Annotated in this window: 11 protein-coding genes; 5 read left to right on the forward strand and 6 right to left on the reverse strand. The window is 45.9% G+C overall.

Annotated elements, in window-relative coordinates:
• Positions 1–132 precede the first annotated feature (132 nt).
• The 5 genes from NL646_RS16865 to NL646_RS16885 all read left to right on the forward strand — a co-directional run bounded on the left by NL646_RS16865 (position 133) and on the right by NL646_RS16885 (position 7,531).
• Positions 133–2,415, forward strand: coding sequence for a tetratricopeptide repeat protein (locus tag NL646_RS16865; RefSeq protein ID WP_253664469.1), 2,283 nt, complete (start codon positions 133–135; stop codon positions 2,413–2,415).
• A 98-nt stretch (positions 2,416–2,513) separates the two neighbouring features.
• A complete protein-coding gene (locus NL646_RS16870) occupies positions 2,514–4,079 on the forward strand; it encodes a diguanylate cyclase (protein ID WP_253664470.1) in 1,566 nt (521 codons plus the stop codon).
• 288 nt (positions 4,080–4,367) lie between these two features.
• Positions 4,368–5,729 carry a nucleotide 5'-monophosphate nucleosidase PpnN gene (gene ppnN / locus NL646_RS16875; RefSeq protein WP_005496242.1) on the forward strand — a complete coding sequence of 454 codons (1,362 nt, stop codon included), beginning with the start codon at positions 4,368–4,370 and terminating at the stop codon, positions 5,727–5,729.
• A gap of 73 nt (positions 5,730–5,802) precedes the next feature.
• The gene (xni, locus tag NL646_RS16880; RefSeq protein WP_005459149.1) at positions 5,803–6,585 is read left to right on the forward strand and encodes a flap endonuclease Xni; all 783 of its coding nucleotides are present in this window, start codon (positions 5,803–5,805) and stop codon (positions 6,583–6,585) included.
• Between the two features lie 193 nt (positions 6,586–6,778).
• Positions 6,779–7,531 (forward strand): DNA/RNA non-specific endonuclease, encoded by a 753-nt coding sequence (locus NL646_RS16885; protein WP_005496245.1) that lies wholly within the window; start codon positions 6,779–6,781, stop codon positions 7,529–7,531.
• Positions 7,532–7,622: 91 nt separating this feature from the next.
• On the opposite strand, the gene rlmM is transcribed toward NL646_RS16885, so the two are convergent.
• The 6 genes from rlmM to NL646_RS16915 form a co-directional block, all read right to left on the reverse strand.
• Complete coding sequence (gene rlmM / locus NL646_RS16890; RefSeq protein WP_015296337.1) at positions 7,623–8,714, reverse strand: 23S rRNA (cytidine(2498)-2'-O)-methyltransferase RlmM; 1,092 nt, start codon at positions 8,712–8,714, stop codon at positions 7,623–7,625.
• A complete protein-coding gene (locus NL646_RS16895; RefSeq protein ID WP_005489963.1) occupies positions 8,711–9,109 on the reverse strand; it encodes a DUF423 domain-containing protein in 399 nt (132 codons plus the stop codon). Before NL646_RS16895 ends, rlmM begins: the two co-directional genes overlap by 4 nt.
• Positions 9,099–9,722 carry an alpha/beta fold hydrolase gene (locus NL646_RS16900; RefSeq protein WP_253664471.1) on the reverse strand — a complete coding sequence of 208 codons (624 nt, stop codon included), beginning with the start codon at positions 9,720–9,722 and terminating at the stop codon, positions 9,099–9,101. The genes NL646_RS16895 and NL646_RS16900 overlap by 11 nt, the downstream gene beginning before the upstream one ends.
• The gene (locus tag NL646_RS16905; protein WP_011105705.1) at positions 9,703–10,623 is read right to left on the reverse strand and encodes a transcriptional regulator GcvA; all 921 of its coding nucleotides are present in this window, start codon (positions 10,621–10,623) and stop codon (positions 9,703–9,705) included. The genes NL646_RS16900 and NL646_RS16905 overlap by 20 nt, the downstream gene beginning before the upstream one ends.
• Positions 10,624–11,170: 547 nt before the next feature.
• Positions 11,171–12,619: a tRNA uracil 4-sulfurtransferase ThiI gene (gene thiI, locus NL646_RS16910; RefSeq protein WP_005496249.1), complete on the reverse strand. Its 1,449-nt coding sequence runs from the start codon at positions 12,617–12,619 to the stop codon at positions 11,171–11,173.
• A 294-nt stretch (positions 12,620–12,913) separates the two neighbouring features.
• Positions 12,914–13,861: a flagellar motor protein MotB gene (locus tag NL646_RS16915; protein WP_005460634.1), complete on the reverse strand. Its 948-nt coding sequence runs from the start codon at positions 13,859–13,861 to the stop codon at positions 12,914–12,916.
• Positions 13,862–13,870: the final 9 nt, after the last annotated feature.

A 13,870-nucleotide genomic window follows, 5' to 3' on the forward strand; every position in this document is an offset into this window, starting at 1 on the left:
TCAAAAGGATTGCCGGGCGTTTTTATTGCCCAAGCATGTTACTATAGCAAACGACTTCAACCGGCTATAAAAAGCAAGTTGAAGTCATTTGGGTTTATCCGCTATCTAAAACAGTTCGAGGGAACGAAAAGAATGTTTTGGGACAGTTCGCGTCTAATTAAATTAATAGGCTTTTTTTGTCTACTCTTGGCACAGCCACTTCACGCGACCATTTTATATTCAGCTTTGCTTAACGAAGCACAACAACTGGCTGAGATAGAGCCAGCTCAAGCAAAGCAAGCAGCCAAAAACTACTTATCGCAACGCGAACTGACCGAACGTAAAGAAAGCGGCAGCCCTTCTGCGATGTCTCGAGAAGAGACCGACCGCAGCATTCGTACCCCAGCCAGCACCATCGAAGCACACAAGATCATTGCGCAAGCCGACTATACGATGGGCAATGTCCGCTCAGCGATCGATAACCTCAATGAAGCAGAAAAGCTCGCGAAAGAATATCAACTGCCTTACATGACTTTGGATGTGCAACTCATGCGCAACCAAATGATTTGGATGTACGACCACAACTATTCAGCAGCCGAAGACACCCTCAATCAAATTGAAAAACAGCTCGACGAAGCCGACTCTGTACTTCAACGTACAGACAGCGTCCGTTATCGTCTAGTGATGCAACGAGCCCTACTAGCGGCTCATCGTGGCGATAACGTTGGCGCAGAGCGTTTGTATGCTCAAGCGAAAAGCATGCTTGAAGACAGTCGTTCCGATTTGGCCTTAATTGATTACTACACTTCTGTTGGTGAGTTTTACCTTAACAGTAAAAAATACAACCTTGCGCTTTCAGAACTGCTTTACGGTTATTGGCAGTCCATAGAAAGTGACAGCGGTACTCGCCTTGCCAAAGTAAACCGCTTGCTGGCGAGACTTTTCCAAGAACGTCGTGTGTACGACAAAGCCATTGAATATCTGTCTCAGGCTGCAGATTTCTACGACTCTTACCCAAGCTCCCCTATTTTGGCCGATGTACTTGAACAAATGGGCGACATCTATTTTTATCAAGGCAAGTTCAATCTTGCTTTGGTGCACTACTTCAACGTACTGGATCACGAAAGCACCAGTCGTAATATCAATCGCACCATTAAGATTCGGTTGAGCTTGGCTGCGACTTACCTGCAACTCTACAACTACGCACTTGCAGAGCAATATCTGGAACGTGCGACAGAGTTACTGGAATACGCGGATATCCCTCAACTTGAAGCGAAAGCCGCCCTACTTCAGTCTGGTCTCGCTTATCATCAGAACGACAGCAAAAAAGTAATTGAAAACGCGAAGAAAGCCTTAGAGCTTGTCGAAAAAGCGCCGGAAAACAAAAACTTCATCAAACAGCAATCTTACCGTTTGTTGGGCTTGGGTTACGAACAGGCGGGCGAATATCAACTGTCACTGCAAGCGTACAAAAAATACACCAGCTTAGTGCGTTTGGAGCAAAAACAACTCAACCAAATTAGTGAAGATGCGTTCCGTCAGCAAAAAGAGTTTGCGGAACAGACTATTCACTATGTCGGTCAATCAGAGCGTCTAGAGCAGGTGGAAATGGAACATCGTAAGTTCCAGAAAATTTCCTTTGCCCTATTCATCACCGTTCTGGTTATGTTTTTGTTCATTATGCGCCGCGGCGTGATCATGCAGCGCCAAGCGGGTGAAATCGAAAAACTTCGTAACGACCTCTTTACCCATTCCCGCTCTCGCTTACGTAATCTGCGCATGCTGAACGTGAAGTTGTCTCGCTCACTGAAAAAATCGCGTGACACTTTTGAACAGTGGCAAATGGGTGAACTTATCCATGAACCGCTCAACGACCGACTACGTTTTGTGATGATCGACCTACCGTTCTTACGCAGCATGTACGTTCAAAATGGTTACAAAGCGGGCTTGGAATTAGAACGCGCATTCGGTGAATACCTAGCAGAGCGCATCGAAAAACCGGCACGTTTATACCACTTCTCGGATGCAAACTTACTCTACATCGAACCTAACGCAGACCGCGACGCCTCTGCCGAAGTCATGTTTGAAAAATTCCAAGCGTGGGTAGACGAATTTGCGACTCAGCATAACGTCAATCGCATCATTCGTATGGGCATCAGCGACTACCCGTTCTTGCCTCGTGCTTACACCGCTATCAATGACGAAGAGCTGCTCGATTTACTGCTACTTGCGACGCACATTGCACGCGAAGTTAGCCTCAAAGATAAACAAAGTCATTGGGTATTTTTGAAAGCCATAGACAACGCGCCAGCAGCGAGCTTTGCAACCGGTAACATAAGAACCGCTTGCCAACATGCCATCAACCAAGGCCTGATCAAGATCCACTCCTCTTACAAGAATGAGGACGACATCAAGAAAATATTAAAAAATGGATAATTAACCATCGGTTAAGCGTAATAACTAATGACGCTATAAAGTTTTTTGTTATTATCAGTTAATTGTCAGTAGTACATGGACTTAACCGTAGTCGTTTCATGGGAATCTTGGAATCCGATATTCAGTCGCAGCTTCATCAGCTGAGTTGTCAACTTGACCAACTCAGGCTGACACATCGTGATACTTCGCTCAAATTTAAGCGAGAACAACAAGTTCTCAAGCGCGTTGTGGCATCTTTGTCGTCTGCTTGCCAAGGCTCAAACACCCAAGTTGCTAACTATCTGTTTGAAATTCAGCAAGAGCTGCAACATCAAAAAGACATCAGCACTCTGATCCCGCGTTTGGCGGTACTTGAAAGAATGCTCAAACAGCAGTCGAAAACGATGGATAAACAGAACGGCTACCTCGATGAACAAATCAAACACAGCGGTGAGACACTCCAACGTGTTACGGGTTTGCCAGCGCAGTTAAAACGCGAACTGCGCAACTTAATGAGCTTCTCGGAAGTACAAGCAGGGAAGAAAGTCGATCAAGCTACCCGTCTACTGAGCATCTACGAACGCGCGATTAAAATCATCACTTCGAACTCGCGTTTACAACTCAGCGAATTCGAAAACAACCCAGACAAATCTCAACTAGAATGCCTCGCCGTCGATCTACAACATACGATTACAGAACTTGATTTTGAAGGCGAATGTGGCGAGAGACTGCTTGATATTCGTGCAAAACTGTTGCTTGGCGTGAATGCAGAATCCTTAATCGAGCTGACGTTAAGCACTCTGAAGTTAGTCGTCGAAGCGACTAAGTTTGAGCGCAAAGCATCAAGCCAATTTCTCGATCAGTTAAACTCAGCGCTGGCGAGTAACCTCAAAACCGTCCATCAAAACGTCGATCAACACCATACTTATTTTGAGCATCGCCAAGAGCTGAATACGGAAATGAATGGTTTGGTTGAGCTCAGCCAACAATCTCTCGACCAAGCACAGGATTTAGCAGAACTCAAACAAGAAGTCGCTCCATTGCTGGCAAAAATGGCCTCGTTAACCGAGCGCCTCAAGATGACGGAAGAGAGAGAACAGGCCCTGCAAGAGCGTTTAAGCTACAGCAAAAATCAGCTTGAAGCGGTGTTTGAAACCACACAAGATTACCGCCGCCGCTTAGACGACCAGACACAGCGAATGTTGCTTGATCCACTCACGAAGGTTTACAACCGAACAGCATTTAACGATCGTCTTGAGCTCGAATACCGTCGTTGGATTCGCTCTCAGCAAAATCTACGAGTGGTACTGTTTGATGTCGATAACTTCAAAGCCGTAAACGACAGTTATGGTTATACCGCTGGTGATAAAGCGCTGAAGATCATCGCTCGAGCCATCAATAAGAGCGTGTCTGATACCGAAACCGTCGCTCGCTTTGGCGGTGAAGAGTTTATTCTGCTGATTCCAGAACAAAGTGAAGAATACACGTTAGAGCTGATGAAGAATATTCAGCGCGATATCTGTCAGCTGCCGTTTAAGTTCCGCGAGCAAAACATCATCATTACTCTGACAGCCGTCTCTACTTCATTTAAGGAATCAGACGCACCAGAATATGTGCTCGATCGCCTTGGGCAAATGCTCACTGACGCTAAAAAACGGGGCACAAACCAGCTAAACTGGAACTAAAAACCGTTCAAAAAACAAGCAAACAAACACTCCCCCCCCTCTCAAACGCTCATAACCTCCCATTTTCAACGAGTTATCACATTTATCCCCTTTCAGTCTGCTAAGCTGTTAAAACCCAAGTCACTTCAAGATGATGTATTCATTGATGACGAATATGGCATCTTGAGGTTGCTTGGGACTCGATAACCATAAAACCAAACCCTCCAGCCATCTGAGTAAAACGACACGTACAACTAAGTAAGATGCGTTGGAACTATCCCTCAAAATAATGCAACACAAGGAGGCGTTATGATTACCCATATAAGCCCCGCAGGTAGCATGGACTTGCTATCCCAACTGGAAGTTGAACGCTTAAAGAAAACCGCTTCGAGTGATCTTTACCAGCTTTATCGTAACTGTACGTTAGCGGTATTGAACTCTGGTAGCCACACAGATAACTCCAAAGAGCTTCTCGATAAACACCAATCGTTTGATGTGAATGTAGTGCGCCGCGAGCGTGGCATTAAGCTAGAGCTGACCGACCCACCAGAGCATGCGTTCGTCGATGGAGAGATCATAAAAGGCATTCAAGAACACTTATTCTCTGTACTGCGTGACATCGTTTATGTGAACATGCACTTGGCTGACAGCCAGCGCCTAAATCTCACTAACCCAACGCATATTACCAACCTTGTGTTTGGTATTTTGCGTAACGCAGGCGCGCTCACTCCCGGTATTGAACCAAATCTCGTCGTCTGTTGGGGCGGCCATTCAATCAATGGCGTTGAATACCAATACACGCGCGAAGTGGGTAACGAGCTTGGCTTACGTGAACTTAATATCTGTACGGGTTGTGGACCAGGTGCGATGGAAGGCCCGATGAAAGGAGCGGCAATCGGTCACGCTAAACAACGTTACACTGAGCAACGCTACCTTGGCTTGACAGAGCCTTCAATCATTGCCGCTGAGCCGCCAAACCCAATCGTCAACGAGCTGATCATCATGCCGGACATCGAAAAACGTTTAGAAGCGTTTGTTCGTATGGCGCATGGTATTGTGATCTTCCCGGGTGGTCCGGGTACTGCTGAAGAGTTGCTGTACATTCTTGGTATCATGATGCATCCAGACAATGCTGATCAGCCGATGCCGATTGTGTTAACCGGACCAAAAGAGAGCGAAGAATACTTCCGTTCTATCGATGCGTTTATTCGCGATACCTTAGGTGAAGAAGGTCAAAAACACTACCAAATCGTCATTGATGATCCTGCAGAAGTTGCACGTATCATGAAGCGCTCGATGGAAGATGTACGCCTTCACCGTAAAGAAAAAGGCGATGCTTACAGCTTCAACTGGTCATTGAAAATCGAACCGGATTTCCAACTGCCATTTGACCCAACGCATACATCAATGGAAGGGTTGAATTTGAACTTGGATCAAGAACCTCAGGTTCTGGCGGCTAACTTACGCAAAGCCTTCTCTGGTATTGTGGCAGGTAACGTCAAAGCCGAGGGCATTCGCGAAATCGAATGCAAAGGTCCATTTTCCATTCATGGCGATCCTGTACTGATGAAGAAGCTCGACAAGCTACTGCAAGACTTCGTTGAACAGCATCGAATGAAATTGCCAGGCGGTTCTGATTACGAACCATGCTATCGAATTGCCCATCCATAAATTGGTGGTCGATAGTCTGGCTTGCATTCGTTACACTAGGGGCATTACGCCCCTTTTTTATTGCTAAGTCATTATGTCTATTCATCTTGTTATTATTGATGCCCTCAACTTGATTCGCCGTGTGCACTCTGCACAGCCGGATCCAACTGACATCGCAAGAACCATCACGACGACTCAGCGAACCCTTACGCGTATTCTTTCCGAAGCGAAACCAACACATATCATCGCGGTGTTTGATCACCATGAACAAGATAGAGGTTGGCGCGCTGAAATCCTTCCTGACTACAAGCAAAATCGCAAACCGATGCCAGAGCCGCTGATGCAAGGCTTGGATGCCATCCAACAAGCATGGTGGGAGCAAGGTATTGATTCACTGCTATCAGAAGGCGATGAGGCGGACGATTTAGTTGCGACACTGGCGACCAAAGTGGCAAGCCACGGCGAGAAAGTAACGATCGTTTCAACCGACAAAGGCTACTGCCAGTTACTTTCACCGACGCTGCAAATTCGCGATTACTTTCAACACCGTTGGTTGGATGAACCGTTTATTGAGAAAGAGTTTGGCGTAAAGCCAAGCCAACTCGCTGATTATTGGGGGTTAACTGGCATTAGTTCAAGCCAAGTGCCAGGCGTTCCGGGCATTGGACCGAAAGCCGCCAAAGAGATCCTAACTCAATTTGAAGATATTGAAGCAGCCTACGCCAGCGATGAACTTGCACCGAAATATCGTAAGAAGCTGGATGAACACATTGAGTCTGCACGTCTATGTAAACGAGTAGCGGCGTTGAAATGCGATATCGAGCTCGGCTTTAACCTGCAAGACATTCGCTTTACCGGACCAAATAAAGCCGAGTAAGTACATCTCTTTTACGCTGTAAGTTTTGGGTTAGACAACACGTTTATAAAATCTGTTGTGTAACCCTTTACATTCACGGCAATGATATTTACCTCATCATTAACCTACAAGATACTGATTAGTTTATAAGCTAATTCACAGTCTTAGTGAGTAATTTCATTATTTTTAAATCTCTTAATAACGGAGAAAAATAATGAAAAACATCATCTTAGTATCTTTAGTCACACTCCTATCCTTCCCTACTCTTGCTGAAACTTGCGGTCAACACCTTGATAAAGGCATACCTTCAAGCAACAGCGATCAGTTCCTTTGCAGAGATGGCTATGCGGTTGGGTACAACTACAACACCAAAAATGCAGACTGGGTTGCTTACCACATTACCGCGGAAAGCGTGAACATCACCAACAAACGCAGTAACGCCTTCCAAGAAGACACTGAAATGCCGGATTACGCGCGCTCTACCCTAGCGGACTACAAAGGCTCAGGATACGACAGAGGGCACCTTGCGCCGTCAGCGACAATGGATTTCACCCAAGAGTCAATGAAGCAAAGCTTTTTGATGAGCAACATGTCACCTCAACTGCCGGGGTTTAACCGAGTTGGTTGGCGCGTTCTAGAAGAACATGTTCGTGACCTCGCCAATGAGTACAATGAGCTTTATGTGGTGACCGGACCGATTTACCAAGGTAACGAAGGAACAATTGGTAATGGTGTGGCGATCCCGAGCGCATTTTACAAAGTCATTCTTGATCCAAGCTTTGATGAAGCCATTGCGTTCATTGTCCCGCATCGCGATGTTTCAAGCTCTGAGTTAGCCAACTTTATTACCACCATTGACGAAGTTGAACGTCAAACTGGATTAGACTTTTTTGCTCAAACGCCAGATAGCATCGAAGACAACATGGAATCAGTAAAATGGGAAGAGATGTGGCCAACCAACCAGTAATTGAGTGACTGTCGCGATTCCTAAACCGCAATAAAAAAGCGCCTGAAGTAGGCGCTTTTTTGATAATGCTCAACCACATAGAAACGATAACTTAGTGCGGAGAGATATTAGATAGACACTGAATGTGAATCGTGATCTCTTCACGGTCATGATACAGATGCTTCGCTTGCAGCTTGAATTTCACCTTGTTCTCAATCAAGAACATTTTTAGATTTTCAAGATCTTGCAGTACTTCATCGTAACGACCTTTCATTGGCAATTTCAGGTTAAAGATGGCTTCTTTCGCCCAACCTTTAAGCAGCCATTGGCCCATAAGATGTGCCACGCGAGCTGGTTTCTCAACCATATCACACACAATCCAAGTCACGTTCTTGCGGTCTGGTTCAAACTTAAAGCCATCCACCATGTGGTGCTTAATTTGACCGGTTTCCATCAAGCTGTCTGCCATCATGCCATTATCAACACAATGAACGAACATAGAACGTTTCACTAATTGGTACGTCCAACCACCTGGACATGCACCTAAGTCAACGCCCCACATGCCTGGCGCCAAACGCTCATCCCACTCATCTCGCGGAATAAATACGTGGAAAGCTTCTTCCAGTTTTAGCGTTGAACGGCTTGGTGCGTCTGCTGGGAATTTCAAGCGAGGGATACCCATAAAGAACTGCGAGTTGTTGCCTGGTAGTGAGTAACCCACATAACAATGACCCGGTGCGACAAAACAGATGTGTAGCACTGGCTTCTTCGCGTTGTCTTTATTCCACATCAAGCCTTTTCCACGCAACGCTTGGCGCATTGGTACGGTGAACTTGCGGCAGAACTTCAATAGCTCTTTTGCTTCGTTCGTATCTGGCGTTTCGATACGTAGATCGCCACAACGTGGGAACGATTCAAACTCTGACAGCTCGGCAAGAATTGGGCTGATGCGGTCTTCACTTGGCAGCGCTTCAAACTCAGCCGCTACAGCAAACATCTGACGCGCAAAAATCAATGAGCTAAAGTCTAAGCCTTTAACTAGCTTCTCTGCGTCTCCATCTTGGTAACACTCGAAGACAACATAACCTGAGTTTTTCTTCACACGAGGAAAGCCATACACTTCCAACTGTGTCGCTTTGTCCTGAATTTCACCAGCACACTCTTTCTCAAAGCCAGCACGGCAATAGAGCATTAGTTGTTTCACTTGGAGACCTCTTTGATATTAAACGCAGCAAAAAAGAACAGACACCAGCCGATCATGAACATGAATCCTCCCATTGGGGTGATGGGGCCAAACCATTTAATGCCCGTCAGCGCCAGCGCGTAAAGACTGCCGCTAAAACAAAAGATGCCGATGATAAAGCAAATCGCCGCGATGAAAAAATATTTTTGTGCTTTTTGTCCCAAATTGAGCAGAAGCAAAATGGCACAAAATGCAACCGCTAAGGTGTGGATGAACTGATACAACACACCCGTCTCAAACACGCCAAGCAAATAAGGCGCAAGCTTGGCTTTTAAGCCGTGCGCTGCGAAAGCACCTAGTGCAACAGAAACTAGTCCCGAAAGTCCCGCAAAAGAGAGTAACCACTTACTTTTCACTGCACACCTCATTGATGAATGCTGACAGTTGCTCTACTGCAAGTGCAATATTGCCCGCTTCGGTATGTCCCGAGCTCTTGCGCGCCTTAAAGCTATGGTCGCCATCAGGTAAGAAGCTCACTTTTACTTGCTGAGAAAAGACAAACTCATCAAACTCTTCACGCTTACCAAAAGTATCTCGCTCACCTTGAAGAATCAGAGTGGGCTTGTCGATGCTTGCAAGATGATCACCGTTGAATTTTTCTGGCTTACCCGGAGGGTGAAATGGAAAGCCTAAACAGGCAATGCCCGCCACCAGCTCGTGCTCTGCGAGTAAACTCGCCATTCTCCCCCCCATCGACTTGCCACCAATGACCACGGGAGAAGAAGCAAAGTGAGCGATCACTTCGCTGTATGCTTCGAGCAACTTTGGGGTGCGATCGGGCGGACGCTTTTTGCCATCTTCCGAACGTTTCACCATGTAAGGGAAATTAAAACGCACCACACGAATGCCTTGCTCAACTAATCCTTTGGCGACAGCAGTCATGAAGTCATGCTCCATCCCCGCCCCTGCGCCGTGAGCAAAAACAAACAGCGGCCCGTTTTCAGGCCCCTCAACTATCCACTGGCTCATCCAATACTTCCTCTTGTTCTTTTCTCGCCGTTGCCAGCATCCAATCTCTAAATGTCGCGATGCGTCCCATGTCTGCCTGCTGCTCATGGCACACCACATAGAAGGCATTTTTGGAGATAAGCACCTCATCAAACGGCGCAATCAGTCGTCCCGCTTCCATTTCTGGTTTCGCTAACACGTTGTTGCCCAATGCTACGCCTTGTCCGTGTGCAGCAGCCTGCAGCACCATAGTCGAGTGACTGAAAATCGGACCGTGATTCACGTTAATGCCTTCGATGTTGTAATGACGAGCGAACTGCTTCCAATCTTTACGCGAAGTATCATGTAACAAAGTGTGTAATTTGAGGTCACTTAGAGATTCTAATGGTTTGTTACCTAAAAGTAACGAAGGTGAACAAAGTGGGATCAGAAACTCTTGGTACAGTTTATCCGCTCGCAAACCCGGCCAGTTCCCACGGCCGTAGTAGATCGCTACATCTACATCATCAGTCAGTGAACCTTCATCCATATCCACGGCTTTGATGCGTACATCAATGTCTGGCTCCTGAGCATTAAAGTCCGCCAAACGAGGCACCAACCACTGAATAGCAAAACTCGGTGGCAAGCTGATGGTCAACGCACCTTTTTCGCTACGTTCCAATACCTTATCGGTCGCTTCAGCAATCGAGGTAAAGATGTCTTTGATGTCGAGAAAGTAACTTTGTCCTTCTTCTGTTAACAGCAAAGAACGGTTACGGCGACGGAAAAGTTTTAGAGATAGAAACTCTTCTAGGGCTTTAATTTGATGACTCACTGCGGCTTGAGTCACAAATAACTCTTCTGCCGCACGCGTAAAACTGAGATGACGAGCGGCTGCTTCAAATACTCGAAGCGAATTTAAAGGAGGCAATCTGCGAGACATATGGGACCTCAAATAGGATTAGTTTTTTTAATCTGAAACATTATAAAATGTCCGTTGTCGAACAGCCAGATAAATTCTATATTTCACCCCGCAACACGAGCCTGAACGGCTTGATTTCCTTGGAAATCAATTGGCTTCGTTGTTGCGATGTTGTGTTTGCAAACTCGTATTTCGAGTTAGGTAGATTTCTACCATGATGTTTTGTCCACACTCCCTGTGACAAAACAGATACTTCCTGTATTTATTTTTGACCTGTCTGTCAAATTTGTTACACCGCCTTTTTAGGCGGTGTTTTTTTATCTAAAGAAAATCCCATCTTTCAAATCTGGCATCAACATCACTTTTTATCTGTATTTCGGATTAATTATCGTTATATCAACACAACCAATATAGCTTTGCGATAAGCCTCAACATTATGCCGAGTTACGCTTATTTATTGCGCGATCAAAAACAAAAAAGCGCAAATTACATCAGCAATTTGCGCTTTGGGTCTGCTTCAGATCACCGCCATTGGCGGACATCGAAAGTGTGTTTATTTACTGAGTGACTATGGACGGTAAACTTTCACGTTGTTAAAGCCTTGCTCTTGCAAGTAAAGCGCTTGCAGACGGCTCATTACGCCACGGTCACAGTACAATAGGTAAGTTTTCGACTGGTCTAGGTCACCGAATTGCGTACCCAGCTTGTAGAACGGAATGTGTTTCACATCCACACCATCGATTTCTAGTGGGTTATCGTCTTCCTCATCAGGGCTACGAATATCCAATACTACCGCGTGTTCTTCTACCGCTTGTACTTGCTCGACTTCTGGTGCCGCTTGCTCAGATTCTTTTGCGATATCACGAATGTCCATTTGACGCGCTTCGTAAACCACTTTTTCTAGAATGCTGAAGTCAAACTTCGCTTCTTCTGCTTCTAGCTTCTCTTTCACCGCTTTTACTGTTGGCTTCTTAGAGATCACGCCACAGTACTCAGGCATGGTTTTCGCGAAGTCTTCTGTACCGATTTCACGAGCTAGGTTGATGATGTCTTCTTTATCCCAGTTGATAAGAGGGCGCAGAATCAGCGTATCCGTTACGTTATCGATGTGACGAAGGTTCGTTAGCGTTTGGCTAGATACTTGGCCAAGAGCTTCACCCGTTACCAACGCTTCAATCTTAAACTTCTCAGCAATCATGCCAGCAGCGCGCATGAACATACGCTTCAAGATGACGCCCATTTGACCGTCATCTACTTTCTCAAGAATTTCAGCAACCACAGGTTCGAAATCAACAGAGATGAAACGCACCTTCGCTGATGAGCCGTATTTGTTCCATAGGTAGTGAGAAACCTGCTTAACGCCGATTTCATGAGCTGGGCCACCTAGGTTAAAGAAACAGTAGTGAACTTTAGAGCCACGTTTGATGTGTAGGTAGCTTGATACACCAGAGTCGAAACCACCTGAGATCAGGCTTAGTACGTCTTCTTGAGTACCTAGAGGGAAGCCTCCTAGACCTTTGTAACGTGCCAACACTTGGTTAAGTTTGTCACCCGATACTTCAACTTTTACCGTCACATCAGGGTTGTGCAATTTAACGCGTGCGCTTTCTACTGCTTGGTTTAGACCACCACCAACGTAACGTTCAAGCTCGATAGACGTGAAGTCATGCTTACCACGGCGTTTTGCACGAACCACAAACGTTTTATTTTCAATAAGCGGACGGCTAAGTTCCAGCACCTGCTCGTAGATGTCGTGCAGGTCTTTAAACTCAGATTGCTTCACTTCTAGAACGTGATGAATGCCTGGCGTGTGAGTCAGGATTTCTAAAACTTCAGCGTGGTATTCGTTGCTCTCAGAGGTCACTTCAATGTGATCACGACGGTTAAATACTGCGACAGATTCCGTGCGGCTCTTGACGATATTACGAATGTTGCACTCTAAAATCTTTGTGAAGCGCTTACGCACAGATTCACTTTTTACAAAAATTTCTGGATGGGGCTTTACAATAAATTTCATAGTCTAATTCGCAGGTTAGTTTCGCAATCAACAATGAGTGAACTCTCATAACTATAGAATCAAATCGAAATCCGCGTGAAAGGCACGCCGTTTTCAACGATGTAATGAGCTCACTTTTAGGGCGCAAGATTATATACCCAAACAACCTTAAGATGCTAGGTGCAGCGAGAATGCCTTGGATTGCAGGCAAGGCTACGATTTTAAGAACAAGCGACTCTCGACTAAAAATCTTTAATAAAAAAGCGAGCACTCTGCTCGCTTTTTATCTTCTGAACTATTTATAGACGCGCTTTGTTATTGAATAACGGGCACTTCTTCACTGTATAAAGGTTCACCTTGCATGATACTGATTTCAACACGACGGTTAAGTGCGCGGTTTTCATCAGAATCATTCGGCACCAAAGGCTCGGTATCCGCCATACCTCGCACACGAAGACGCTGATGCGAGAAACCTCTGACCTTTTCCATCTCTTGAGCGACCGACACCGCACGCTGCGATGACAAGTCCCAATTCGAGCGATACAGCTCAGAATCCAAACGCTGATTGTCCGTGTGACCAGAGATTCGGACAATACCTGGCACATCTTTCACTAGCTCAGCAATCTGTCGCACTAATGGTCTGAACTTCGGTTGCAGGAATGCAGAACCTTCTGGGAATGCGCCTTTCTCTCGCATTCGTATAACGATTTGCTGACCGAGGTTCTCCACTTCAATCGCGCCTTGTTCGATTTCACGTTCGAGCGCCTTCTTGATGCTCTCCATCAAGGTTTCCATCTCTTGTGACATCTCTTCAGACTGCTGCTGTTGCATATCTGACTCTGCGGACTGATTGCTTTGTGTCGAAGTTTCCGGTGATTGACCGCCCGTCAGCTTGCCTTCATCACGCTTAGTACCACCAGCTCGGTCAGACTCACCTTCGTGGAATTCTAGCGTCTGCTGAGTGATGTCCATGGTTTGTTGCATGATGACATCAATCGGTGTCGGCTCAGGACGGCCTGGTCTAAATTCTTGTGCGATGATGCTGGTGCCTTTAGGAATGTCTTTCACTTCCAGTTGGTTTTGCACACCAAATGCAAATTTCATCGAACCAGCAATCTGTTTGAACTTCAAAACATCCATTTCAGAGAATGAAAGCAGCAGTACGAAGAAGCACATCAACAGCGACATCAAGTCCGCGAATGTCCCCATCCACAACGGGAGACCGGGTGGCGGACAATCGCATTTGTTATCTTCATCATCCATCACAAATCT

The sequence above is a fragment of the Vibrio sp. Y20_XG_PY13 genome, from assembly GCF_024181925.1.
Classification (GTDB): domain Bacteria; phylum Pseudomonadota; class Gammaproteobacteria; order Enterobacterales; family Vibrionaceae; genus Vibrio; species Vibrio parahaemolyticus.